General features: G+C 69.6%; 26 protein-coding genes. 17 read left to right on the top strand and 9 right to left on the bottom strand.

Features of this window, described 5'->3' with window-relative positions; genetic code table 11:
• The first annotated feature begins 36 nt into the window (after positions 1-36).
• Positions 37-753 (top strand): class I SAM-dependent methyltransferase, encoded by a 717-nt coding sequence (locus E1161_RS05630; protein WP_132620275.1) that lies wholly within the window; start codon positions 37-39, stop codon positions 751-753.
• A 43-nt stretch (positions 754-796) separates the two neighbouring features.
• Positions 797-1375 carry an HhH-GPD-type base excision DNA repair protein gene (locus E1161_RS05625; RefSeq protein ID WP_132620273.1) on the top strand — a complete coding sequence of 193 codons (579 nt, stop codon included), beginning with the start codon at positions 797-799 and terminating at the stop codon, positions 1373-1375.
• Positions 1376-1471: 96 nt separating this feature from the next.
• On the opposite strand, the gene E1161_RS05620 is transcribed toward E1161_RS05625, so the two are convergent.
• Positions 1472-2146, bottom strand: a complete 675-nt coding sequence (locus tag E1161_RS05620; RefSeq protein ID WP_132620271.1) for a lysophospholipid acyltransferase family protein — start codon at positions 2144-2146, stop codon at positions 1472-1474.
• A gap of 143 nt (positions 2147-2289) precedes the next feature.
• On the opposite strand from E1161_RS05620, the gene E1161_RS05615 reads away from it, so the two are divergent.
• Together E1161_RS05615 and E1161_RS05610 are read left to right on the top strand one after the other, a co-directional pair.
• Complete coding sequence (locus tag E1161_RS05615) at positions 2290-2637, top strand: DUF3099 domain-containing protein (RefSeq protein WP_132620269.1); 348 nt, start codon at positions 2290-2292, stop codon at positions 2635-2637.
• A gap of 72 nt (positions 2638-2709) precedes the next feature.
• Positions 2710-2958 (top strand): DUF3039 domain-containing protein, encoded by a 249-nt coding sequence (locus E1161_RS05610; protein ID WP_132620267.1) that lies wholly within the window; start codon positions 2710-2712, stop codon positions 2956-2958.
• A 26-nt stretch (positions 2959-2984) separates the two neighbouring features.
• On the opposite strand, the gene E1161_RS05605 is transcribed toward E1161_RS05610, so the two are convergent.
• Positions 2985-4118 carry a YihY/virulence factor BrkB family protein gene (locus E1161_RS05605; RefSeq protein WP_132620265.1) on the bottom strand — a complete coding sequence of 378 codons (1134 nt, stop codon included), beginning with the start codon at positions 4116-4118 and terminating at the stop codon, positions 2985-2987.
• Positions 4119-4383: 265 nt separating this feature from the next.
• Here E1161_RS05605 and E1161_RS05600 point away from each other — a divergent pair, with 265 nt between their 5' ends.
• The 3 genes from E1161_RS05600 (at position 4384) to E1161_RS05590 (ending at position 7989) form a co-directional block, all read left to right on the top strand.
• On the top strand, positions 4384-6153 hold the full coding sequence (locus E1161_RS05600) for a DEAD/DEAH box helicase (RefSeq protein WP_132620263.1): 1770 nt from the start codon (positions 4384-4386) through the stop codon (positions 6151-6153).
• A gap of 165 nt (positions 6154-6318) precedes the next feature.
• Positions 6319-6735: a hypothetical protein gene (locus E1161_RS05595; RefSeq protein WP_132620261.1), complete on the top strand. Its 417-nt coding sequence runs from the start codon at positions 6319-6321 to the stop codon at positions 6733-6735.
• 42 nt (positions 6736-6777) lie between these two features.
• Positions 6778-7989: a cysteine desulfurase-like protein gene (locus E1161_RS05590; protein WP_132620259.1), complete on the top strand. Its 1212-nt coding sequence runs from the start codon at positions 6778-6780 to the stop codon at positions 7987-7989.
• A gap of 62 nt (positions 7990-8051) precedes the next feature.
• On the opposite strand, the gene E1161_RS05585 is transcribed toward E1161_RS05590, so the two are convergent.
• From E1161_RS05585 to ppgK, 3 genes are all read right to left on the bottom strand, one after another.
• Entirely contained in the window at positions 8052-8237 is a 186-nt protein-coding gene (locus E1161_RS05585) for a DUF7455 domain-containing protein (RefSeq protein WP_132620257.1), read from the bottom strand.
• 481 nt (positions 8238-8718) lie between these two features.
• On the bottom strand, positions 8719-10101 hold the full coding sequence (locus E1161_RS05580; RefSeq protein WP_132620255.1) for an RNA polymerase sigma factor: 1383 nt from the start codon (positions 10099-10101) through the stop codon (positions 8719-8721).
• 426 nt (positions 10102-10527) lie between these two features.
• Positions 10528-11289: a polyphosphate--glucose phosphotransferase gene (ppgK, locus tag E1161_RS05575; protein WP_132620253.1), complete on the bottom strand. Its 762-nt coding sequence runs from the start codon at positions 11287-11289 to the stop codon at positions 10528-10530.
• Positions 11290-11391: 102 nt separating this feature from the next.
• On the opposite strand from ppgK, the gene E1161_RS05570 reads away from it, so the two are divergent.
• A complete protein-coding gene (locus E1161_RS05570; protein WP_207920119.1) occupies positions 11392-12180 on the top strand; it encodes an inositol monophosphatase family protein in 789 nt (262 codons plus the stop codon).
• A 104-nt stretch (positions 12181-12284) separates the two neighbouring features.
• Here E1161_RS05570 and cei read toward each other — a convergent pair whose 3' ends face one another.
• Positions 12285-12953: an envelope integrity protein Cei gene (gene cei, locus E1161_RS05565; RefSeq protein WP_207920118.1), complete on the bottom strand. Its 669-nt coding sequence runs from the start codon at positions 12951-12953 to the stop codon at positions 12285-12287.
• Between the two features lie 515 nt (positions 12954-13468).
• Between cei and E1161_RS05560 the strand changes: the two genes are divergently transcribed.
• A complete protein-coding gene (locus E1161_RS05560) occupies positions 13469-13768 on the top strand; it encodes a DUF4193 domain-containing protein (RefSeq protein WP_093416518.1) in 300 nt (99 codons plus the stop codon).
• A 231-nt stretch (positions 13769-13999) separates the two neighbouring features.
• Here E1161_RS05560 and E1161_RS05555 read toward each other — a convergent pair whose 3' ends face one another.
• Entirely contained in the window at positions 14000-14509 is a 510-nt protein-coding gene (locus tag E1161_RS05555; protein ID WP_132620251.1) for a DUF3093 domain-containing protein, read from the bottom strand.
• 24 nt (positions 14510-14533) lie between these two features.
• Here E1161_RS05555 and dut point away from each other — a divergent pair, with 24 nt between their 5' ends.
• The 4 genes from dut (at position 14534) to E1161_RS05535 (ending at position 16919) form a co-directional block, all read left to right on the top strand.
• Positions 14534-15028 (top strand): dUTP diphosphatase, encoded by a 495-nt coding sequence (gene dut, locus E1161_RS05550; protein ID WP_132620249.1) that lies wholly within the window; start codon positions 14534-14536, stop codon positions 15026-15028.
• A 4-nt stretch (positions 15029-15032) separates the two neighbouring features.
• Positions 15033-15671, top strand: coding sequence for a DUF3710 domain-containing protein (locus E1161_RS05545; protein WP_132620247.1), 639 nt, complete (start codon positions 15033-15035; stop codon positions 15669-15671).
• 178 nt (positions 15672-15849) lie between these two features.
• Positions 15850-16227 (top strand): OB-fold nucleic acid binding domain-containing protein, encoded by a 378-nt coding sequence (locus tag E1161_RS05540; protein WP_132620245.1) that lies wholly within the window; start codon positions 15850-15852, stop codon positions 16225-16227.
• A complete protein-coding gene (locus E1161_RS05535) occupies positions 16224-16919 on the top strand; it encodes a DUF3159 domain-containing protein (protein ID WP_132620243.1) in 696 nt (231 codons plus the stop codon). Before E1161_RS05540 ends, E1161_RS05535 begins: the two co-directional genes overlap by 4 nt.
• Positions 16920-16967: 48 nt before the next feature.
• Here E1161_RS05535 and E1161_RS05530 read toward each other — a convergent pair whose 3' ends face one another.
• Together E1161_RS05530 and E1161_RS05525 are read right to left on the bottom strand one after the other, a co-directional pair.
• Positions 16968-17633: a potassium channel family protein gene (locus E1161_RS05530; RefSeq protein ID WP_132620241.1), complete on the bottom strand. Its 666-nt coding sequence runs from the start codon at positions 17631-17633 to the stop codon at positions 16968-16970.
• Entirely contained in the window at positions 17633-18298 is a 666-nt protein-coding gene (locus tag E1161_RS05525; protein ID WP_132620239.1) for a potassium channel family protein, read from the bottom strand. The genes E1161_RS05530 and E1161_RS05525 overlap by 1 nt, the downstream gene beginning before the upstream one ends.
• A 245-nt stretch (positions 18299-18543) precedes the next feature.
• On the opposite strand from E1161_RS05525, the gene E1161_RS05520 reads away from it, so the two are divergent.
• The 4 genes from E1161_RS05520 to E1161_RS05505 all read left to right on the top strand — a co-directional run bounded on the left by E1161_RS05520 (position 18544) and on the right by E1161_RS05505 (position 23252).
• Complete coding sequence (locus E1161_RS05520) at positions 18544-20571, top strand: APC family permease (RefSeq protein WP_132620237.1); 2028 nt, start codon at positions 18544-18546, stop codon at positions 20569-20571.
• A complete protein-coding gene (locus tag E1161_RS05515) occupies positions 20543-21781 on the top strand; it encodes a class I SAM-dependent RNA methyltransferase (RefSeq protein ID WP_132620235.1) in 1239 nt (412 codons plus the stop codon). Before E1161_RS05520 ends, E1161_RS05515 begins: the two co-directional genes overlap by 29 nt.
• 12 nt (positions 21782-21793) lie before the next feature.
• Positions 21794-22024 carry a hypothetical protein gene (locus E1161_RS05510; RefSeq protein WP_132620233.1) on the top strand — a complete coding sequence of 77 codons (231 nt, stop codon included), beginning with the start codon at positions 21794-21796 and terminating at the stop codon, positions 22022-22024.
• A 94-nt stretch (positions 22025-22118) separates the two neighbouring features.
• Entirely contained in the window at positions 22119-23252 is a 1134-nt protein-coding gene (locus tag E1161_RS05505; protein WP_165939696.1) for a hypothetical protein, read from the top strand.
• The last annotated feature ends 128 nt before the right edge of the window (positions 23253-23380 follow it).

Raw genomic sequence — 23380 nt, 5'->3', positions numbered from 1 at the left:
GTAGTCACCGCGCCGACGCCTCGCTAGATTCGGTCGGTGCCTGACGCGATGTTCGCCCATCCCCGGCTCGCGCCGCTCTACGACGCGTTCGAATCCGATCGCACCGACCTGCCCGCCTACGTCGAGATCGCCGACGAGCTGGGCTCGGCCCGGGTTCTCGACGTCGGGTGCGGGACCGGTTCGCTGGCGATCCTGCTCGAGGAAACCGGGCGGACGGTCGTGGGAACCGACCCGGCCGAGGCATCGCTGGCGGTCGCCAGGTCCAAGGACGGCTCCGCGCGCATCGTTTGGGTGCGCTGCGACGCCACCGTCCTGCCGAACATCGCGGCCGATCTCGTGGTGATGACCGGCAACGTCGCGCAGGTCTTCCGCACCGACGAGGAGTGGTCGCGAGTCCTGCTGAGCGTCCGCGCCGCGCTCCGGCCGGGGACGCACTTCGCGTTCGAGACGAGGAAGCCGGAACGCCGCGATTGGGAGAGGTGGCCGGGAACGACCAGCGTCGACCTGCCGGAAGTCGGCCGCGTCGAACGACGCGACGAGCTCACGGACGTGAGTCCGCCGCTGATCTCGTTCCGCAGCACCTACCGGTTCGCCGACGGCGACGAGCTCACCTCCGAGTCCACCCTGCGCTTCCGCACCCGGGACGAGATCGACATGAGCCTGGCCGAAGCGGGCTTCGAGCTGCGCGAGGTGCGCGAAGCCCCGGACCGCCCCGGTCTGGTGGACGTCTACATCGCCCGCAGGGCGGACTGAGCGCGAACGCATTCCCGGCGCGGTGTCGTGAGATGATGCGGCCATGTCCGACGCACTGCACCTGACCGGCGACGCCGAGGCGGACCGGCTGCTCTCCGAGGACTCGTTCGCCCTGCTCACCGGGATGCTCCTCGATCAGCAGGTGGCGATGGAGCTGGCGTTCGCCGGCCCGAAGAAGATCGCGGACAGGATGGGCGGGTTCGACGTCACCAAGATCGCCGAGGCCGATCCGGAGGAGTTCGTCGAGCTCTGCGTGCGCAAGCCCGCGATCCACCGCTACGGCGGTTCGATGGCCAAGCGCGTCCAGGCCCTCGCCCAGCACGTCGTCGAGCACTACGACGGTCGGACCGAGGCGCTGTGGACCGATGGTGACCCCGATGGCGCGGAAGTGCTCAAGCGGCTCAAGGCCCTTCCCGGCTACGGCGAGCAGAAGGCCCGGATCTTCCTCGCCCTGCTCGGCAAGCAGCGCGGAGTCGAGCCGCGGGGCTGGCGAGAAGCGGCGGGGGCCTACGGCGAGGAGGGCTCGCGGCGCTCCATCGCCGATGTCATCGACGAGCAGACCCTCCAGGAGGTCCGCTCCTTCAAGAAGGCTCAGAAGGCCGCCGCGAAGGCTTCGAAGTAGCCGCCGAGGGCAGTTCTGGCCTGAGCTGAACGGGCACAGCGGACGGTGTACGCGCGTCCGCCCTCGTGACGAGGACGGACGGGCAAGGAGCGGCGCTCAGGCGGCGGCTGCTGCTCCGGGCTTCTGGTACTTGTCGACGTACTCCTGGTCGGAGAGCTCGGAGATGGCGTACATGATCTCGTCGGTGATCGAGCGCAAGACCGGGAGCGACGCTTCCATCCCCGAGTAGCGGGTGAAGTCCAGGGGGTCGCCGAAGCGGACCGTGACCTTGGCCAGGCGCGGGACCTTGGTGCCGCGGGGCTGGAGCTTGTCCGTGCCGGTCAGTGCCACCGGGACGACCGGGGCGCCGGTGTTCAGGGTGAGTCGGGCGACGCCGGTGCGGCCTCGGTAGAGACGGCCGTCGGGGGAGCGGGTGCCCTCCGGGTGGATGCCGAAGGCGCCGCCGCTGCGCAGGACCTCCTCGGCCGCGCCGATGGCCTCCATCGCGGCCCGGCCACGTCCCCGCTCAACCGGGATCGCGCCCAGCGAGCTGAACAGCCACTTGCTCAAGCCACCCTTGAACCCCTTGCCTTGGAAGTACTCGGCCTTGGCGAGGAACGCCACCGGGCGCGGCAGCACCAGCGGGACGATGAAGCTGTCGAGCACGGCGAGGTGGTTCGGAGCCAGGATCACCGGGCCCGTCGTGGGCACCTTCTCCGCGCCGATGATCTTGGGTCGGTAGACGGACCGGGCTACCGCACCCACGACCCGTTTGCTCACCGCGTACATCATGTGTGGTCACTCCCGCGCCGAAGAAGTTCTCGCTCCCACGTCGAATTTAACGCGGCGAAGTTTCGCGCGTGCGTCCTGCCGGTCAACCAGTGGGGGTAATCGCCGGTTCCCACGGGTATCGGCGGGCACCCGCGGGTGGGAGCATGGGACTCGGAGGTAGCGTCGTGAACACTTCACATCGTGACGACACCCCGGTGCTGATCACCGAGGCTCAGCCGTCAATGGACGATGAGCAGGCGACTCGCCGCCGCAGGTACGCGATCATGATGGCAAGCCGGATTCCGTGCCTGATCGGCGCGGTGGTCTTGTTCCAGGTGTGGCAGCTGTGGTGGTTGGCCCTGATCATCCTGGCCATTTCGATTCCCCTGCCGTGGATGGCGGTCCTGATCGCCAACGATCGGCCCGTTCGCAAGTCCGAGCACGTGAACCGGTTCCGCCGCTCGCACCGCAGCATCGAGTCCTCGGACCATCGCGTCATCGAGAGCACCTGACATCGCCTCCTGCGGTGGTCAGACCGGAGGCGCTGCGGACAGACGCATGCGGTGTGCGGCATCATTGGTGCCATGAGCACGATGACGCTGCCGGAGACCGACACCCGGGACGAGACGGCTGATCAGACCAGCGATGATCGTCCTGAGGTGTTCCACTACGTGCAGAAGGACAAGATCGCCGAGAGCGCGGTCATGGGCACCCACGTCGTGGCGCTGTGCGGCGAGGTCTTCCCGGTCACCAAGTCCGCGAAGCCCGGTTCGCCCGTCTGCCCGGACTGCAAGGAGATCTTCGAGTCGTTGCCCCCTGGGGCCGACAAGTAAGTCGGGTGCTTCCCGAACCGCGCGGGTCAGCCGCCGTGCGGTTCGGGTTGGCCTGCGCGCTTGAAGCCCACCGGCTTGCCGTTGGCGTGCGGCGGCTCGGGGTCGGATGCCGGTGGTTCCACGTCGTGCTCCGGTGCGGGCGTGTTGTCCTCGCGCCAGGCGCGGTAGCCGTCCTCGGTGTGCATCCGCTGAGCCAGTCGCCGCATCTCCAACCGACGCCAGCGCCGCCGTTCGCGCCGGGTCATCTTCGCCGGCCACATCTCCTGGATCGCGTTGTTGAACTCCGCGCCCATGATGATCGCGAAACCGATGAAGAACGCGAAGAGCAGGAATGCGATCGGGGTGGCCAGCGCGCCGTAGGTGTAGCCGGTGCTGGTGATCCAGGTGATGTAGACCCGCAGCCCGTAGCTGGCCACGAGGAACAGCACCATCGCCAGCAGCGCGCCCGGCACGCCGCGGTGCCAGGGCAACTTGCGCGGAAGCGCCACGCTGTAGAGCGTGGCCAACGCGATCACCAGCCCGACGGCCGTCGCCGGGTAGTAGATGGCGTGGATGAGCCAGGTGACGTCGTCCTGCAGCGCGTGCGGGAACACCGTCGGCAGCCACTCCGGTCCCAGCGCCACCACCGGCATCCCGACGATCGCCAGCACCAGGCCCACCAGGTAGAGCAGCAGCGCCACGATCCGCTGCCAGACGCTGTTGCGGACCAGGTACTGGTCGTAGGCCTGGGTGATCGAGTCCACCAGCGACGCCAGCGCCGAGGAACCCGCCCACAGCGACAGCAGGAAACCCATCGAGGCGATCTCGCTGCGGCCCTTGGTCAGGATGTCGCCGACCGTCGGCCCGATGATCTGGTCCACGACGCTGCTGGTGAACACGGTCCGGCAGAACGCCAGGATCTTGTCGTGCACCGCGTCGACGATCGCGGGACCGAACCAGTCGCCGAGGTAGCCCAAACTCCCCAGCAGACCCAGCAACAGCGGCGGCAGCGACATCGTCTGCCAGAACGCCGCAGCCGCGGATTCCGAGAAGATGTTGTCCCACCACGCCTTGTCCAAGGTGCGTGCGACCAAGCGCAGGGGACCGCGGCGGACCGGGAACTCGTCCCGCGCTGCGGTCGCGCTGCGCCCCCGACTGTCTGGCGAACTCGGCGAACCCATGTCGCCTACAAGGATGCTTCATAGCTCCGAAGCTCAGGCGTCGAGGTGTTGAAACCGGAGTGTCGGGACCATCTCGATCGGCCGAACCCGTGTCGACCGGAGCGCGGAGGTAAGCTGCACGGCGGCCCGCCACGAGTTGATCGGTGCTGGTTGATCCAGTTCTCCGGTCAGGCCTGATGTCTGGGGGAACGTGGCGGTCGCAGGGCTCAACGGATGTGCCCGCACCATCCGGTTGGGGAAACGAGGAAGGGAGCGGCGAGCCGGCGTGTCCGAAGCGCAACTCGACTATTCCGTCCGATCTGTTCTCAGCGCCCCCTCGCAGGCGCCGTCCCGGCCACTTCGAGCCTGGCAGCGGCGAGCCCTCACCAAGTACCTGGCCAACCGGCCTACGGACTTCCTGGCCGTCGCGACGCCCGGCGCGGGCAAGACGACGTTCGGTCTGCGGGTGGCAGCCGAACTGCTCGCCGACCGCACGGTCGAGCAGGTCACGGTGGTCGCGCCGACCGAACACCTCAAGCACCAGTGGGCGTTGGCGGCCGGAGGCACCGGAATTCCGCTGGACTCCAACTTCCGCAACGCGGACGGCATCACCTCCAGCGACTACCGCGGCGTGGTCGTCACCTACGCGCAGGTCGCGGCACATCCCCACCTTCACCGGGTGCGGACCGAGCGGCGCAAGACGCTGGTGATCCTCGACGAGGTGCACCACGCGGGCGACGCCAAGTCCTGGGGCGACGCGATCCGGGAGGCGTTCACCCCCGCCGTTCGCCGGTTGTCGCTGACCGGTACGCCGTTCCGGAGCGACGACTCGCCCATCCCGTTCATCGGGTACGAACCGGACGCTGACGGGTCGATGCGCAGCCGCGCCGACCACTCCTACGGTTACTCCGACGCGCTGGCCGACGGTGTCGTGCGGCCGGTGCTCTTCCTCGCCTACTCGGGCGAGGCGCGCTGGCGCACCAACGCCGGCGACGAGTTCAGCGCGCGCCTCGGTGAGCCGCTGACCGCCGAGCAGACCGCCCGCGCGTGGCGGACCGCGCTGGACCCGTCCGGCGAGTGGATCCCCACGGTGCTCAAGGCCGCAGACACGCGGCTGGAGCAGCTCCGCCGGGGCGGCATCCCGGACGCCGGTGGCCTGGTGATCGCCTCCGACCACCCCACGGCCAAGGCCTACGCCAAGGCGCTGCACCAGATCACCGGCTCGGATCCGGTGGTCGTGCTCTCCGACGATCCCCAGGCGTCGTCGCGGATCGGCGCCTTCGCCGAGTCCGACGACAAGTGGATGGTCGCGGTCAGGATGGTTTCCGAGGGCGTCGACGTGCCTCGCCTGGCCGTCGGCGTCTACGCCACCAGCGCCTCGACGCCGTTGTTCTTCGCCCAGGCCATCGGACGTTTCGTGCGGTCGCGGCGACCGGGGGAGACGGCCAGCATCTTCCTGCCCAGCGTTCCGGTGCTGCTGGAGCTGGCCAGCCAGCTGGAGGCGCAGCGCGACCACGTGCTGGGCAAGCCGCACCGGGAGAAGGACGGTTGGGACGACGAGCTGGTCGCCGCCGCCAACGCCCAGCGCGACGAGCCCGGTGAGGAGGAGAAGGCGTTCACCTCGCTGGGCGCCGAGGCCGAGCTGGACCAGGTGATCTACGACGGTTCGTCGTTCGGCACGGCCGCGTTCAGCACCACCGAGGAGGAGCAGGACTACCTCGGGCTGCCGGGTCTGCTGGAACCGGACCAGGTCAGGGCGCTGCTGCGGCAGCGACAGTCGCAGCAGCTGGACGACGTCGGCAAGCGCGAGGCCGATGCGAAGGCGGCCAAGGCCGCCGAGCAGGCCGAGCAGCAGTCGCGTCCGCAGAGCGTGCAGGAGCGGCTGCAGAAGCTGCGCAAGGAGCTCAACACGCTCGTGTCGCTGCACCACCACCGCACCCGCAAACCGCACGGCAAGATCTACAACGAGCTGCAGAAGGTGTGCGGCGGACCGCCGACGGCCATGGCCACCGTCGAGCAGCTCGAAGAGCGAATCGCCACCCTCCGCTCCTGGTGAACCCCTGATGCGCGTGCGGGCGTCCGGCTAACCTGTCACCCGCCAGAGCGACGATCTCGGGCTCAACACCATCGCGAGCGTGATCACCGGGTCGGCGGATGTTCCACGCGTCCGCAGTCACAGCACGCGCCCCGAGACAAGCCCGAGTTCTGCATCGGCGGGCCGGTGGCCAACCAGCGCACCGAAGCGCACGTGCGGTCGGTGCTTCCGGGCGTGCGCATCGCGGGGCCGGAGGCGCGGACGGCGATCGACGTGGGCGGGGAGACCTACCCGTCGAACACCCACCGGGTCGAGTACGTGCTGCTGGCCAAGATCGTCCGGAGCAAGCGGGACAAGCCGGCGTTCGTGATCTGCGGCCAGACCTCGATCGCCAACCGCGCGGCCGCCCGCTACCTCGGTTCGGAGTACCAGCGCCTCCGGACCCGGTGCGGAGTGCGGCGGCGCTTCTGCGTGCTGCTGCGCGTCATCGAATCCGAGGGCTACGGTCCCAGCGTCGTCGAGCTCGTCCGCGACATCACCACCGAGGCGTTCACGCCGCGCCCCGACTCATCCTCCGAGCAGAACTCCGCGCAGCCCGGGTGAGGGCAATGATCTTGGGGGTGCTCAATCTTCTAGGGTCGCGGCATGGGATTCGACGTTGAGAAGGTCCGGCTGCAGTACCCGGCGCTGGCCGACGGCCGGGCGTGGCTGGACGGGGCAGCGGGCACGCAAGTGCCGGAAGTGGTGATCGAGGCGATCAGCGATGCCTACCGAGCCGGGTTGTCGAACGTGGGAGGGCCGTACGAGTCGAGCCGCCGCTCGTCCGGAATTGTCGCCGAGGCTCGCGCGGCCGTGGCCGACCTGGTGGGCGCGCCCGATCCGGTGTGCGTGGTGTTCGGGCCGAGCATGACGTCACTGACCTACCGGTTCGCCGGAGTGCTGGCGCTCGGTTGGAACCCGGGCGACGAGATCGTGGTGACCGACCTCGACCACGACGCCAACGTGCGGCCGTGGGTGCAACTCGCGCAGCGGGCCGGTGCGACCGTGCGCACCGCCGAGATCGACCCGGCCACGGGTGAACTCCCCGTCGACGACGTCGTCGGTCTGATCGGCGCTCGCACCAAGCTGGTCGCCGTCACCGCCGCGTCCAACCTGCTGGGGGTCATGCCCGATCTCAAGCCGATCACCGACCGGGCCCGCGAGGTCGGTGCGCTCTCCTACGTCGACGGCGTGCAGCACTGCCCGCACGCGCACGTGCGGATCGCCGACCTGGGCGCGGACCTCTACGCCACCAGTGCTTACAAGTGGGCCGGACCGCACTTGGCGGCCGTCGTCGCCGCCGATCCGTGGGTCCTGGAGAACCTTCACCCGGACAAGCTCGCGCCATCGCCCGAGAGCTCCCCGGAGCGCTTCGAGCTGGGCACCAACCCCTTCGCCCCCATGGCCGGTGTCGTCGCGGCGGTGGAGCACCTGGCGGGCCTGGACGGCGATGCGACGGGCAGCCGCGCCGAACGCCTCGCGACCTCGCGCGCGGCCGTCGTCGCGCACGAGGAGCAGCTCGCCGGTCGGCTGTTCGCGGGACTGGCGGAACTGGGCGGCGTCCAGCGCCACGGCACTCCGCAGGGGCCCACGACGCCCACCGCCTTCTTCACCGTCCAGGACAAGGCTCCGGCGGAGGTGTCCGCGGCCCTGTCGGAGCGGGGGCTGAACGTCTCCGCCGGCCACTCCTACGCCTGGGAGCTCGTTCGCGCCCTCGGCGTCGGCCCCGAGGGCGGTGTGCGTGCGAGTCTGTCGCACTACTCGACGGCCGACGAGGTCGACCGCCTGCTGGCGGCCCTGCGCGAGATCAGTTCCTGAGAACGCACCGGGCCCCCGCAGCGCTCGGCTGCGGGGGCCCGGTGACCTGGCTGATCAGGTTGTCACTGCTCGTCCTGTTGGAGGTCGGCCCGCACGTCGCGCAGCCCGGCTTCGTAGGCGCGGGCGTGGTGCCCGCAGAACAGAAGCTCGCCACCGGACGGTAGTACGGCGCGAAGCTTGGCAGCGGCCCCGCAGCGGTCGCAGCGGTCGGCGGCGGTCAGCTCGGGGCGGGTGAGCGTTCCCGGCATCGATATCTCCCTCCGTCCCGGCGTCGGATTCCACCCGACGCCCTCGATCCTGCTACGACCACCGGTGTCCTACTGGCTGCAGGGTCGGTGCTCGTTGGCCCTACTCTTCCAGACGTTTTGGCCGGAGTCAGTGTTCCCGCGCGGGCTAGCGACGGTCATCACCATGAAGTACCCGGTTGCAGCAGTGATCCTTGCGGAGCGTGATCAACATCGGGGGCACCTCGTTGACCTGCGGCGATGCGACGATGGACGAATCTAGCTGGGAAAATGCTCCGACTCGTCAAGCCTGATCCGGGTGGGTTGGAACACAAATATGACGATCCGTGATCGGTCGTGTTCCTCTGGAAGCGAACAGCAAATCTCAGCACTCGGACGGAATGGGCTCCCGCCTGGAACTCCAAAAACACCCTTCGGGGGCGAAGTGGACGCATGAAAAAGGCCGCCGCCCGAGTGGGTCGACGGCCAATTCCGGACAATTCGGTCAGTCGAGGTAGTCCCGGAGGACCTGCGACCGCGACGGGTGGCGCAGCTTCGACATCGTCTTGGACTCGATCTGCCGGATTCGCTCCCGGGTCACCCCGTAGACCTGGCCGATCTCGTCCAGCGTGCGCGGCTGGCCGTCGGTGAGGCCGAAGCGCAGCCGGACCACGCCCGCCTCGCGCTCGGACAGCGTCGCCAGCACCGACTGCAGCTGGTCCTGCAGCAGCGTGAACGAGACCGCGTCGACCGCGACGACAGCTTCGGAGTCCTCGATGAAGTCACCGAGCTGGCTGTCGCCCTCGTCACCGATGGTCTGGTCGAGCGAAATGGGCTCCCGGGCGTACTGCTGGATCTCCAGCACCTTCTCCGGGGTGATGTCCATTTCCTTGGCGAGCTCTTCCGGCGTGGGCTCGCGACCGAGGTCCTGCAGCAGCTCGCGCTGGATGCGGCCGAGCTTGTTGATGACCTCGACCATGTGCACCGGGATGCGGATGGTGCGCGCCTGGTCGGCCATCGCACGCGTGATGGCCTGACGGATCCACCAGGTCGCGTACGTGGAGAACTTGTAGCCCTTGGTGTAGTCGAACTTCTCGACCGCGCGGATCAGACCGAGGTTGCCCTCCTGGATCAGGTCCAGGAACGCCATGCCGCGGCCGGTGTAGCGCTTGGCGAGGCTGACCACCAGGCGGAGGTTGGCCTCCAGCAGGTGGTTCTTGGCGCGCTCGCCGTCGCGCACGATCCAGCGCAGGTCCCGCCGCATCTGCGTGGTCAGCTGCTCGCCGGACTCCTCGATCTGGCGCAACCGCTCGGCACCGTAGAGGCCGGCCTCGATGCGCTTGGCCAGCTCGACCTCTTCCTCGGCGTTGAGCAGCGCGACCTTGCCGATCTGCTTGAGGTAGGCGCGCACCGAGTCCGCGGAAGCGGTCAGCTCGGCGTCCTTGCGCGCCTGCCGGAGCGCCTCGGACTCCTCTTCGTCCCAGACGAAGTCACCGGACTCCTTGGAGTCCTCGTCCGGAACCGGCTCCTCTGGGATCTCCACCTCGACTTCCGCGAGATCGCCGACCTCGGGAGAGGTCAGGTCGGTCTCGATCGGTTCGTCGATCTCCATGCCCTCGCCGTTGCCCTTGGCGGAAGCCGACTTGGTCGTCTTCTTCGCAGGAGCCTTGGCGGCGCCCTTCTTGGCCGCGGGCTTGCGGGTGGTCGACTTCGCACCCGTCGAGCTCTTGGCGGTGCTCTTGCGCGCGGCAGGCTTCGTCTGCTCGACGTCAGACGAAGCAGCCGCCTCCGAAGCTGGGGTGGCCTGGGACTGGCCCGACTCGGCTTGAGCGCCGCCAGCGTCTGCGGCGGTGCTGGAGCGTCGGGTTGCGGTTTCTGCGGCTGCCACGTACGCCCTTTCGCGACGGTCGATCAGGGCGGGCCGGAGGGCGCGAAACCTCGGCCGCCAAAGGTCGGGGAACAACCCACCAGACTCGGCGTCCTGGCTGACGAACAATCACCCGTGAAGCGCCGGGGTGATCGGCTCGCCGCCGCACCGGCTCCCGCCGTCGGTGGGAGTGTTGCACCAGCGGGCGGGCTCACCAGCGTTCACCAGCCAAAAGGACTTCGAACCAAGTGGGTCGTGTTCCATTGTAACTGCGATTGCGGGGTGCGGTTCCGCTGCAAGGCGGAGTCCGCGCGTCCCCCCGTGTGCTAGGCACGGCTCCGGAAGGCCGTTGCGATCCGTGCCGAACACTCCGACGGGTGTCCCTCGGAGCGCCCTTTCGGGGCCGGGCTCAGCACGCGGTCGCAGCTGTGCCCGGCAACGGCCGAATCAGCTCTTCGCGCTGCTCGCGGACGCCATCGCGGCACCCACGATGCCCGCGTCGTTGCGCAACGCAGCTGCCACCACGGGGGTGCGGGTCTCCAGCAGCGGAATCCACTTGTGACCCTTCCGGCTGACACCGCCGCCAGCGATGATCAAATCGGGCCAGATGAACTTCTCCAAGGACTGGATGTAGCGGGTGACCCGCGGCGCCCACTCCTCGTAGGAGAGCTCCAGATCGTCCTTCACCGACGCGGCGGCCTGCGACTCGCCGTCGTGGCCGTCGACCTCGATGTGGCCGAACTCGGTGCTCGGCACCAGCTTGCCGTCGATGAACATCGCGCTGCCGATGCCGGTGCCGAAGGTCAGCACGACGACCTGGCCCTCGTGCCCGACGCCCGCACCCGCCTTCATCTCGGCGACCCCGGCGGCGTCGGCGTCGTTGAGCACGACGACCTCGTCCCGGCTGCGCCCGAGGCGCTCGGCGAACAGGGCCTGGGCATCGGTACCGATCCAGCCCTTGTCGATGTTGGCGGCGGTCAGCGCCGTGCCCTCCTTGATGACGCAGGGCAGCGTGATGCCGACCGGTCCGGTCCAGGCGAACTTCTCGACGATCTCGGCCACGGCATCGGCCACCGCGTCCGGCGTCGAGGGTTGCGGCGTCGGGAGGCGCAAGCGCTCCTCGGCCAGCACTCCGGCATCGATGTCCACCGGCGAACCCTTGACGCCGGACCCACCGATGTCCACGCCGAACCCGCGGGCTGTCGCCATGGCTGATCCTTCCTATTCGATTCAGACCAAGGTGTGCAGACCTTAACGGGACTGTGTTGCGATGTCTGCGTGGGATTGCCAAAAGATGTGGATGCGAACGCCTTGTCCGAGGTCGCGGTGCGAATTGCCCGCGAAGCCGCCGAATTGGCGCGAACCGTGCGTGATCATGCGGTTACCGACGGTGTTGACACGAAGAGCACCGAGACCGATGTGGTCACCATGGGCGATCGAGCCGTGGAGCGCTTGGTGCGCGAGCGGCTCGCCGAGCTCCGCCCGGGGGAGTCCGTGCTGGGAGAGGAGGAAGGCGGCGACGGTGCGCTGGACGGACTGCGCTGGGTCGTCGATCCGATCGACGGCACTGTGAATTATCTCTACGGGTTCCCCTTCTACGCGGTCTCGCTGGCCGCTCAGGTCGACGGCCGCTCGGTCGCCGGAGCCGTCGTCGAACCCGTCTCAGGGCGGGTCTGGAGCGCCGCGGCCGGCCACGGGGCCTTCCTCGACGGGCAGCCGCTGCACGTCTCCGGTTCCGACCGGCTGGACCTGGCGCTGGTGGGCACCGGGTTCGCCTACGCGGTCGAGCGCCGCACCGCCCAGGCGCGCGTGGTGAACGAACTGCTCGGCCGGGTGCGCGACATCCGCCGCGCGGGAGCCGCCTCGCTGGACCTGTGCTCGGTCGCGGCCGGCTGGCTCGACGCGACCTACGAGGTCGGGCTCAACCGCTGGGACTGGGCAGCGGGCGCGCTGATCGCGGAGGAGGCTGGAGCAGCGCTGCGGCTCCCGGAGAAGGGGACGTCGGACGGGTTGGGCGACGAGATGCTGGTCTGCGCCACGCCCGGAATCGCCGAGGAGCTCACCGGGGCCCTGCGCGCGGCCAACGCCGGCGAGGTCTGAGCAGATCGTGGCGGGAACCCGCCAATGTTGGCCGGGTTCCCGCCACGACCTTCCCGCCACGACATCGATAGCGGTCCGTTGCGAGTTCTTGCCGGGAATCGTTATCAGCAGTGCACGTCACGGGCCTTGGTGAGCAGCTCCTCGCTGATCTGCGGTGGCGTCACCTCTTGCTGCGCGCCGTCCTGCTGATCGCGTTGCGGCACCCAGTTCTGCAGTTGCTGCAGGATCTGCTTGGCCTCTTGCGTGGTCTTGATGTCGTCGAAGCGCGATCCCAGTGCCAGGTCCAGGCCGGCGTCCTCGCGCTCGTCGCGCACCAGCTGCGCGCACGGCGCGATCAGGCTCAACGTGCGGGCCGCGCTCATCCCCGCCGCGCCGAAGCGGATCTGACCGTGGCACTGCAGGTCGTAGTTGACGTAGACCGAGTCGTTGTCGGCGCCGGTCTTGACGAAGCCCAGGCTGGCCAGCTCGTCGCCGACCATGCTCGCCTGCCTGCTCTCGCCGTTGCCGTTGAGCACCCGCACGTGCACGTCCTGCGGCGGGACCGGGGTCGTGGAGTTCAGCGCGTCGCGTTCGAGCATGGTGCCCACCGGCACCTGCGGCGGCATGCCGCTGGCCTCGGGCGGAGCCGTCGGCGCTCCGGGCGGGTTGCACCTGGTGGCCGTGTCGATGTCCTCCACCGACCCGAAGACGCGAGTCCACAGCAACCCGGACAACATCACCAGCGCCACCAGCACGACCAGCGCGGGCAGCGGTCGGCGTCGGCGATACCCCACTCGCCGTCCCGGCCTTGCACCTACGGCTCCCACGTCCGCCCCTCCCTGGATGCCTCGGATCCGCGCGCTCCCGCCCGCACTGGATCAGCCTAGGGGTTGAACCTGTGGTGCGGGGTGTTGGTCGCCGCCGCCGTGTCTTGATCTCCCGTGATCGTCTCGACGCCGATGCCGACCGGGAAACCGCGAGCGCATCGCATCACGCGGAGATCGGCAGGGCAACCGGGACGGGCCGCCCCGGAGGACGCGGCCGACCGGTCGAATTTTGATCTACGATGCCGTCCGAATGCGCGCAATGCCACACCTATGGGTGACCTGCTGCGTGTTCGCATAAGTTATGAGCTACCCTCTCGGCGCCTCACGGAGTGCCGAGTTGAGGCAAGTCGCTCTTTACGGGGGAACTAGACGCGTTGCAGGGCGAGACCGCGATCACTGTCCCATCGGGCACAAATCCGGGTCCTGGAACGTTTACCAGCGGCACACCATTGCAGTCTCCACAAACGCAGGGGTGAATCACGATGGCGACCGACTACGACGCTCCTCGCCGCGAGTCCGAGGACTTGGCGGAGGACTCGTTGGAGGAGCTGAAGGCGCGACGCAACGATGCGCAATCCGGCGTCGTCGACGAAGACGAAGGGGCGATCGCGGAGAATTTCGAACTGCCGGGCGCTGACCTGTCCGGCGAGGAGATGACCGTCAAGGTGCTCCCGAAGCAGGCTGACGAGTTCACCTGCTCGAGCTGCTTCCTCGTCCATCACCGCAGCCGACTGGCCGAGACCAAGAACGGTCAGTTCATCTGTCGTGATTGCGCCGCCTGAGGCGCACGTCGACGACGCACAACGGGAAGTGGCTGGGCACACGCGGGCGGCGTGTGCCCAGTGTTTTTCCCGGGGAGGAATTGAGAGTGGACCTTCTGCTCGGCGGTCCAGGTGGCGGGACCGCGGACGCCCCACGGGTCCGGGATCCGCAACTCGTGCACGTCGAAGCGGCGGTGCCGGTCGTCCAGGTGGGGAAGGCGGCTTCGCCGCTCACCTGAAGGCCGGGTTCTGTCACTGCTCTCGGAGCAGGACGGCCCTGAGCCGCTCCGGTTCGCGGGTGCTGACCACCCAGTACGGAGTGGGATCGGCCGGGTCGTCGAGCCAGATGCGCACGGAGGTGCGCACCCAGGAGCGGTGCACCAGGAACGCCGCCGGGTCCAGGTCCGGGCCCAGGGAGCGCCGCTGCTCGGCGGGGGAGATGATCTCGACCTCGTCGATGAACCGGAGCGGCAGGTGGGCGTCGCCGACCCACAGCTCGTCGTCGACGACCTCGACCTTGAGCCTGCCCAGCCACAGCGGCACGGCGATCGCCAGCGGGACCAGCACGACGTAGGGCAGCCACGCCCGCACGCCCGGGTAGCCCATGTGCACCTGAGCGGCCATCAAGACCGCTGCGACCAGCGGCAACGGCCAGGTCCACCACGACGCGTACAGCCGCTCGCGGAACACCGCCTGCCCCTCCGGATTCGCCTGACCGGGGGTGTCCCCGCTCGTGGTGGCTGCTTCTACGCTTTCCGACACGCATCCAGGGTAGTCTCGCCGCCCGTGTCGAACGTGAAGGTCCTGCTTACCCGAACCGACCCCGGTGTACCGCTTCCCGAATACGCCAAACCCGGGGATGCCGGTGCCGATCTGGTAACCACCAGGGATGTGGTCCTCGAACCAGGCGAACGCGCGCTTGTGGGCACCGGAGTCGCCGTGGCGCTTCCGGAGGGCTACGCGGGCTTCGTCCACCCGCGCTCGGGGCTCGCCGCCAAGACCGGGCTCAGCGTGGTCAACACGCCCGGCACGATCGATTCGGGGTACCGCGGTGAGATCAAGGTCTGCCTGATCAATCATGATCGTGTGCAGCCGGTGTCGCTGCGACGAGGAGACCGGATCGCCCAGCTCGTCGTGCAGAGGGTCGAGCGAGCCGTGTTCAGCGAGGTCGACGAGCTGCCCGAGTCGTTGCGCGGTACCGGTGGGCATGGCTCCACAGGTGGTCATGAGGTGCTGACGGCGTCGGGAACCACCGAAGCCGGTCACAGGACGGAGGTCTGAGGGGATGTTCAGAAGGGGCCGGGGGAAGTCCAAGCGCGACGCGGCCATCGAGGAGCAGGCCGAGGCGGTCGAGCAGGTTCCCTCGCAGGGACCGTACGACGAGAGCGAAGCACCCGATTCCGGGGTGGAGCGGCTCGACCTCGGTTCGGTGCGGGTACCGGTGCCCGAGGGAGGCCAGCTGCAGGTCGAGGTCGATCCCTCCGGGCCGGTGCGCGCGGTGCACCTGGTGACCCCGGTCGGCAGGCTGACGGTGAGCGCCTTCGCGGCGCCGCGCAGCGGCGGGCTGTGGGAGGAGGTCGGCGACGAACTGGCCGACCAGCTCCGCAAGGACGGCGCGCGGGTGCACACCGAGCAAGGCGACTGGGGCGTTGAGCTGGTTGCCGACTCGCCGAAGGCGGCGTTGCGGTTCGTCGGCGTCGACGGTCCGCGCTGGCTCCTGCGCGGCGTGGCGGCGGGGCCGGCCGAGTCCGCCAAGGAGTGCGCTCGACTGCTCTACGGCGTGCTGGACGACACGGTCGTGGTCCGCGGCTCCGAGCCGATGCCGGTGCGCACACCGCTGCCCATCGAGCTCCCCGAGGCGATCCTCCGCCACATCCAGCAGGCGCAGACGCAGCAGACCGAGACGCCCAACGGGCAGGTCTGAAGCCGGCGCGGGGTGGGGAGCTCGACGGCCTCACCCCTGCGCCGAACGGGTGAGACGAACGGCGCGCTCCGGTGTGGGTTCTCAATGCCGCCGGGCGTGGGATTCGGCCCGCGCAGACGGTTACGCTGGGAGGTGCACGGGCTGCGGAGTCGAGCCCCGAAGCGCACAGGAGCGCTAGATGAGCAAGACCGAAGGCGGCTACTGGAAGCGCCTCGTGCGGAGCCTGACCAGCGATGTCGCCGAACTTGACGCCGACGACCTGTCAGACCGGTCGCAGGCGGGCGGTGCGCAGCGGGCCAGCGACTGCCGGTGCGGGCAGGAAGCCGTGGTGCTGGGCCGGGTTCGCAGCGTCGAGCTCTGCCCCAAGACTTCGGCGCCCACCCTGGAGGCCGAGCTCTACGACGGCACCGAAGGGGTGACTCTCGTGTGGCTCGGCCGCAGGCGCATCGTGGGAATCGAGCCGGGCCGTATCGTCAAGGCCCGTGGCCGGATCGCAGTCCGTGACGGTCGCAAGGTGCTGTACAACCCCTACTACGAGTTGCAGAACACCGCATGAGCGAACATGAACCATCGGCTGCGGGGCTCAACGCCCGGCAGACCGACGATGACCGGCAGCCCGAGGGCAGGGCCGGTGTTTCCGAGCAGACCCTGCTGGAGCAGATGGGCGGTGTCAGCGGGCTCGCGTACTCCGCTGTGCCGATCGTCGTGTTCGTGGTGGTCAGCTCGTTCACCTCGATGATGCCCGCGATCTGGGCGTCGATCGGTGTCGCCGTGGGCATCGCGATCTTCCGACTGGTGCGCAAGGAGCCGCTGCAACCGGCGATCTCCGGCGTGCTGGGCGTGGCGGTGTGCTCGTTCATCGCCTACCGCTCCGGCGAGACCAAGGGCTTCTTCCTGCTCGGCATCTGGACCAGCCTGATCTACGGCGGGGTGTTCCTGGTGTCGGTCGTGGCGCGCTGGCCGCTGGTCGGCGTGGTCTGGTCCGCACTCAACGGCCTGGGCATGGAGTGGCGCAAGCAGCGCCGCGCGATGCGCGCCTACGACATCGCCACGCTGTCCTGGGCGGCGGTGTTCGGCGCGAAGTACGTGGTGCAGCAGTGGCTCTACGACAACGACCAGACCGGCTGGCTGGCCTTCGCCCGCATCGCCATGGGATACCCGCTGACCGGCATCGCGCTGGTCGTCACGGTCTGGGCGATCCGCAGGGCCAAGAAGGTGGCCGAAGAGGCGGCGGTCGCCGGCGCCTGAGCGCGCTCGACGTGGTGCGGGGCGGTTCCGCCGGGACTGCCCCGTTCGTCATCCCGCGTGGTCGTGGATGACCGCGCGGATCTCGTTCTCGACGTTGCTGGTGGCCACGAACAGCATCTCGTCGCCCGCTTCGAGCGGGTCGTCGGCTTGGGGCACGATGACCCGGCCGCCGCGCAGGATGCTCACCAGCGCCGCGTCGACGGGCAGCTTGAGGTCGCGGACCCGGCGCCCGGCCAGCGGAGTCGATTCCGGCAGCGTCACCTCGACGAGGTTGGCCTGGCCCTGGCGCAGCGTCATCAGGCGCACCAGGTCGCCCACGTTGACGGCTTCCTCGACCATCGCGGCCAGCATCCGCGGCGTGGAGACCGCGACGTCCACGCCCCAGGCGTCGGTGAACAACCACTCGTTGCGCGGGTCGTTGACCCGGGCCACGACGCGGCGCACCGCGAACTCGGTCTTGGACAGCAGCGAGACCACGAGGTTGACCTTGTCGTCGCCGGTGGCCGCGATGACCACGTCGCAGGACTGGAGTCCCGCCTCCTCCAGCGACGCCAGCTCGCACGCGTCGGCGAGCATCCACTCCGCGCCCATGATGCGCCTGGGGTGGTAGTTGCCGGTGCTGCGCTCGATGAGCAGCACCTCGTGCTCGCCTTCGAGCAGCTCCCGCGCGATGGACTGGCCGACCGCGCCGGCTCCCGCGATCGCGATTCGCATTACTCGCTCTCCTCGAGTGTGCGGCGAGCGGCCGCGGTGACGTCGGTGACGGTTCCGGACAGCGCTGCCACGTAGACGATGTCGTCGGCCTGGATCACGGTCTTGCGGTCGGGCAGCACTCCGCTGCCGAACCTCATGATGAACGCGACCCGCGCGCCGGTCGCCGACTCCACCTCGGGAACCTTGCGCCCGATCCAGCTCTCGTGCAGCGGGAGCTGCAGCACCGCGACGGCACCGGACGGCTCCCGCCACGCGGTGGCCACGCCCTCCGGCAGCAGCATCCGCAGGAAGCGGTCCGTCGTCCAAGGGACGGTGGCCACGGTCGGGATGCCGAGCCGCTGGTAGACCTCGGCTCGCTTGGGGTCGTAGATGCGGGCCACGACGTGCGCCACGCCGAAGGTCTCCCGCGCCACCCTGGCCGAGACGATGTTGGAGTTGTCCCCGTTGGACACCGCGGCGAAGGCACTGGCCTGCTCGATCCCCGCTTCTTCCAGGATGTCCCGGTCGAAGCCGTTGCCTGTGACCTGCTGACCGCGGAAGTCCCGGCCGAGGCGGTGGAACGCCTGCGGGTCCTTGTCCACCACGGCCACGGTGTGATCGAGCCGTTGCAGGGCCGCGGCCAGGGAGGCCCCGACCCGGCCGCAGCCCATGATCACGACGTGCACGACCTTGTCTCCTCGCTGCGTGTTGAGCGCACTGGAACGGCTGCTGCGGACGACGCCGCTCGTCGCCGCTGACCGTACCCGGACGGGGGCGGTTCGGTGACCGCTGCGGCCCTCCGGAAACGGGCTGGTGCACCGTACCGGGTGAGGTTCTCCAGAGGGCACCACGCCACCCCGGATGTGACCTGAGAGCAATTCGAAAGCCCGCATTCACCGGTACCCACGCCCCACCGCTTACGCTCTGCACCGTGTCCAAGCTCGCAACCGCGGCGAAGCGGCTGATCGTCGGTCGGCCGTTCCGCAGCGATCGCCTTTCGCACACGCTGCTGCCCAAGCGAATCGCGCTTCCGGTCTTCGCCTCCGACCCGATGTCCAGCGTCGCCTACGCGCCGGAGGAGATCCTGCTGGTGCTGTCGGTGGCGGGCGTGTCCGCCTTCGCCATCAGCCCGTGGATCGGTGTCTTGGTCGCGCTGGTGATGATCGCGGTGGTGGCGTCCTACCGGCAGAACGTGCACGCCTACCCCTCCGGCGGCGGTGACTACGAGGTCGCCACGGTCAACCACGGCCGGCGCTGGGGGCTGATGGTGGCCAGCGCGCTGCTCGTCGACTACATCCTCACCGTCGCGGTGTCGATCTCCTCGGCCGCGGCGAACATCGGTTCGGTCATCCCGTTCGTCGCCGAGCACAAGGTGCTGTTCGCCGTCGGGGCGATCGTGCTGCTGACCGCGTTGAACCTGCGAGGGATCCGCGAGTCGGGCACCTTGTTCGCGATCCCCACCTACGCGTTCGTGATCGGCGTGCTGGGCATGATCTGCTGGGGCTTCTTCCAGGCCGTCGTGCTGGGCTCCGAGCTGCGCGCTGAGAGCGCCGGGTACCAGCTGGCGCAGGAGGAGAGCCAGTACGCCGGTGTTGCGTTCGCGTTCTTGATCTTGCGGGCCTTCTCCTCCGGCAGCGCCGCGCTGACCGGTGTCGAGGCGATCAGCAACGGCGTCCCGGCCTTCCGCAAGCCCAAGTCCCGCAACGCCGCGACCACGCTGGCGATGATGGGCGGGCTGGCGATCCTGATGTTCCTGGGCCTGATCTTGCTGGCCCGCGTCACCGGCGTGGTCGTCGCCGAGGACCCCGCGCACCAGCTCATCGGCGCTCCCGAGGGCTACGAGCAGAAGACGCTGATCGCGCAGCTGGCCGGCGCGGTGTTCGCCGGGTTCCCGCCCGGGGTCTGGTACCTGGTGTTCTTCACCGGTCTGATCCTGGTGCTGGCGGCCAACACCGCCTTCAACGGTTTCCCGGTGCTGGGCTCGATCCTTGCTCAGGACCGCTTCCTCCCGCGCCAGCTGCACACCCGCGGCGACCGGCTTGCCTTCTCCAACGGCATCCTGTTCTTGGCCTTCAGCGCGATCGTCCTCGTGTTCGCCTTCGAAGCCGAGGTGACGCGGCTGATCCAGCTCTACATCGTGGGCGTGTTCGTCGCGTTCGTGCTCAGCCAGAGCGGCATGATCCGGCACTGGAACCGGCTGCTCCTCCACGAGACCGATCCGATGGCGCGGCGCAGGATGCGCCGGGCGCAGGCGACCAACGCCTTCGGCCTGTTCATGACCGCCAGCGTGCTGGTGATCGTGCTGATCACCAAGTTCACCCACGGCGCCTGGATCGCGATCGCGGCGATGGCGGCCATCTACGTGCTGATGACGGCGATCCGCAAGCACTACGACCGGGTCGCCGACGAGTTGCAGGAAGCCGAGACCGACACGGTCCTGCCGTCCCGCAACCACGCGCTGGTGCTGGTCTCCAAGCTGCACCTGCCGACGATGCGGGCCGTCGCCTACGCCCGCGCCACCCGGCCGGACGAGCTGGAAGGCGTCACCGTCAACGTCGACGAGGAGGACACCCGGACGCTGACCGCCGAGTGGGAGCAGCTGAACCTGCCGCTGCCCCTGAAGGTCCTCGAGTCGCCGTACCGGGAGATCACCCGGCCGGTGCTGGAGTACGTCAAGCGGATCCGGAGGGACAGCCCGCGCGACGTGGTCACGGTGTTCATCCCCGAGTACGTCGTCGGACACTGGTGGGAGCAGCTGCTGCACAACCAGAGCGCGCTGCGCCTCAAGAGCAGGCTGTTGTTCCAGCCGGGAGTGATGGTCACCAGCGTGCCGTGGCAGCTGGCGTCGTCCACGAAGGTGCGAGCACAGCGGATCACCTCGATGCCCGGCGCGACGCGTCGGGGTCTGGGGAGCAATGGAAAGGTGAACGGTGACCGAAAAGCCGGATTGGACCGGTAGGCGGCTGGAGGTCGAGGTCGGCCCGGTGGCCCACGGAGGCCACTGCGTGGCCAGGTACGAGGGCCGCGTGGTGTTCGTCCGCCACGCGCTGCCGGGGGAGACCGTGACCGTCGAGGTCACCGAGGACAACGGGGGCGGCTTCTGCCGCGCGGACGCCGTCGAGGTGCGCGAGGCCGCGCCGGGGCGGGTCATCCCGCCGTGCCCGCTGGCCGACGCGGCGCTGGGCAAGGACCGCTGCGGTGGCTGCGACTTCCAGCACGCCGACGGCGAGACGCAGCGCGAGCTCAAGGCCGCTGTGATCACCGAACAACTGCAACGGATCGCGGGTCTGGACTGGCCGGTGCGCGTCCAAGAGCTGCCCGGCGGGCTGCTGCGCTGGCGCACCCGCGCGCGGCTGGCGGTCGACCGCAAGGGCAACGCCGGTTTCCGGCCGAGCCGCAGCCACCGTGTCATCCCGGTGGCCGACTGCCCGATCACCGTCGAAGGCGCCGTGAAGGAGCTCGCCGACCGCCGCTGGCGGCCGGGTGCGGAGCTGGCGGTGGCCGCCGACGGCGAGGGCGAACTGCACGTCACCGCCGTGGACCGCAAGCCGCAGCGGCGCGGCCGCCAGCAGGCCGTCGCCCGTCAGGTGGCGGGCAGCGGCGTGGCGCACGAGACGGTGCGGGGACGCCGGTTCGACGTCGGCTCGCAGGGCTTCTGGCAGGTGCACAAGGCCGCGCCGGAGACGTTCACCGAGGTCGTGGCCCGCTTCGCCGCCACTCCCCCCGGCGGCGTGGCTTGGGACCTCTACGGCGGTGTGGGCCTGTTCGCCGCGGACCTCGCCGAGCAGGTCGGCCCGACCGGTTCGGTGCTGCTGGTGGAGTCCTCGCGCAGCGCGGTGGAGGACGCCGTGTCCAACCTCCGCGACCAGCCGCAGGTCGCCTTCCGCGCGGGAACGGTGGAACGCGTCCTCGAGGACGACGACCTGCAGGCACCGGACGTGGTCGTCCTCGACCCGCCCCGCAAGGGCGCGGGCCGGCAGGTGGTGGAGGCGATCGCGGCCCGCGAACCGGCTCGCGTCGTGCACGTCGCCTGCGACCCGGCGGCCCTGGCCCGCGACGTCTCGCTGTACGCCGAGAACGGCTACCGCATGGTCGACCTGGAAGCGTTCGACGCGTTCCCGATGACCCACCACGTGGAGTGCGTCGCCGTCCTCGAACCCGCCGCGTGAGGAGGTGGCCGGGTGTTCGATGAGGTTGCGGTGCGGGCCGACCCGCGGGCGGGCGGGAGCCGGCGGACGACACTGGTCGCGGGCGAAGGTGCTGCTGTCGGTGACCTGGTCGTGGTGCGCGGCCGAGCTCGTGGTGCCGCTGCTGGCGAGATCGGTGTGCGGCCCAGCACTCCGATGGCGGTGCCTGGGCGCGGCCGGCCGACCGACGCGGAGCGTCGCTGCCGGAAGGCGACGTCGTCGTGATCCGCACCCGCACCGACACCCGGCTGCTGCCCGCGGACCCGGAACTCGCCGAGCTCCTGCGCGCCCGGACCGCTCCGCACGGCGGAGAACCGGCGTGCATCGAGGGCTGGAGATGACGGCGGGGGAACACCTCCCGGAGGTCCTCCCGGCGCCTCCTGCGACGGGAAGCGAGGTCACGCCGGTCGCCGGACGGGCGAGTGCTGCTCCGGAGTCCGTGGCGGGTCGCCGCGCGCAAGCGTTCGGGCTCGGTGCCGCAGCGGTCGTGCTGATCCCGCTCGGCTTCGTGGTCTGGGGCCTGCGCGAACTGGAACCCGGCGTCGGCATCGCTGGCCTGGTCGGCGTCGCCGTGGCGACCGCCGCGTGGCTGACCGACGCGCGCACGCCCAGGCGCTGGGGCGGGTGGGCGCTGCTCGCCGCGGTCTCGGCCGCCTACGTGAACCTCGGCCTGGCACCGGTCGGACTGCTCGCGCTCGTCGCGGTGGTCGTCTGCCCGTTGCTGGCTCGGGTCGCGCAGGAGCGTTTCACCGCACCGGGGTTCGACCTGGCGGAGCTGGACGTCGAGGTGGGTTTCCGGGTCTACCACCACCAGTCCGCGTGGCTGCGGATCGGTCGCGATCGTGCCGTCCTGGCGCTCGGGCGAATGGCGGGCGGCGGGAACGTGGACCAGGCGATCCCGCTCGCCGAGGTGTCGCTGGCGCAGCCCGGCGAGATCATCGGCAATGACTCGTGGCCGCTGCCGGGCGCGATGGCGGTCCGGCTGGTCGAGGGCCCTGCCGTGCGACTCGTCGCGGGCAAGCAGCAGTGGGTACTCAACGTCGAGGACCCGCGGCTGGTCGCCGCGATCCTGCGCAGGCGGCAGTCCGCCGCCTGGTCGCAGCGGACCGGGCCGCAGGACCTCGGCTCCTGGCACGCGCTGCGCGAGTGGGCCACGGCCCAGGCGACGACCTTCCGCAAGTCCTACCGCGTGTTCCGCCCGATCGTCGGCTTCGTTCTCGGTGTGCTCGGCCTGATGCTGCTCACGATGCGGATCGCCGGTAGCGGTACGGCCCCGAGCGCGTGGCTCGCAGCTGCGGCGATGCTGCTCGGTGGGTCCTTCGTGGTCGGCTGGCTGCGGCAGCGCACCCGGCTCGGCTACGCCGAACTGCAGTCGCTGCCGCCGAACAGCCCGCCGTGGGGCGACCTGCGGCCGGAGGTCGCCCCGACACCCGGTTGGCGGCCCTGGAGCTGACGACGCCAGCCGGGAGCACATCGCCGCGTTGGCGCTTCGAGCCCACTCCTGCGCCACCCCAATCAGCCATCTGTCTCCTTGGGGATCAGGCGAAAGGCAGTGAGGCCGTGGTCCGGGTGGTACTGGCC

It is taken from the genome of Saccharopolyspora aridisoli (assembly GCF_004348445.1).
Taxonomy (GTDB): domain Bacteria; phylum Actinomycetota; class Actinomycetes; order Mycobacteriales; family Pseudonocardiaceae; genus Saccharopolyspora; species Saccharopolyspora aridisoli.
This window is presented reverse-complemented; position numbering and strand designations above follow the sequence as displayed.

Excerpts from the sequence above, each read along its gene's own strand:
- E1161_RS05625 (WP_132620273.1), top strand. The coding sequence starts at position 797 with ATGTCCGACGCACTGCACCTGACCGGCGACGCCGAGGCGGACCGGCTG.
- E1161_RS05620 (WP_132620271.1), bottom strand. The coding sequence starts at position 2,146 with ATGATGTACGCGGTGAGCAAACGGGTCGTGGGTGCGGTAGCCCGGTCC.
- E1161_RS05615 (WP_132620269.1), top strand. The coding sequence starts at position 2,290 with ATGGGACTCGGAGGTAGCGTCGTGAACACTTCACATCGTGACGACACC.
- E1161_RS05610 (WP_132620267.1), top strand. The coding sequence starts at position 2,710 with ATGAGCACGATGACGCTGCCGGAGACCGACACCCGGGACGAGACGGCT.
- E1161_RS05605 (WP_132620265.1), bottom strand. The coding sequence starts at position 4,118 with ATGGGTTCGCCGAGTTCGCCAGACAGTCGGGGGCGCAGCGCGACCGCA.
- E1161_RS05590 (WP_132620259.1), top strand. The coding sequence starts at position 6,778 with ATGGGATTCGACGTTGAGAAGGTCCGGCTGCAGTACCCGGCGCTGGCC.
- E1161_RS05585 (WP_132620257.1), bottom strand. The coding sequence starts at position 8,237 with ATGCCGGGAACGCTCACCCGCCCCGAGCTGACCGCCGCCGACCGCTGC.
- ppgK (WP_132620253.1), bottom strand. The coding sequence starts at position 11,289 with ATGGCGACAGCCCGCGGGTTCGGCGTGGACATCGGTGGGTCCGGCGTC.
- E1161_RS05560 (WP_093416518.1), top strand. The coding sequence starts at position 13,469 with ATGGCGACCGACTACGACGCTCCTCGCCGCGAGTCCGAGGACTTGGCG.
- E1161_RS05545 (WP_132620247.1), top strand. The coding sequence starts at position 15,033 with ATGTTCAGAAGGGGCCGGGGGAAGTCCAAGCGCGACGCGGCCATCGAG.
- E1161_RS05540 (WP_132620245.1), top strand. The coding sequence starts at position 15,850 with ATGAGCAAGACCGAAGGCGGCTACTGGAAGCGCCTCGTGCGGAGCCTG.
- E1161_RS05535 (WP_132620243.1), top strand. The coding sequence starts at position 16,224 with ATGAGCGAACATGAACCATCGGCTGCGGGGCTCAACGCCCGGCAGACC.
- E1161_RS05530 (WP_132620241.1), bottom strand. The coding sequence starts at position 17,633 with ATGCGAATCGCGATCGCGGGAGCCGGCGCGGTCGGCCAGTCCATCGCG.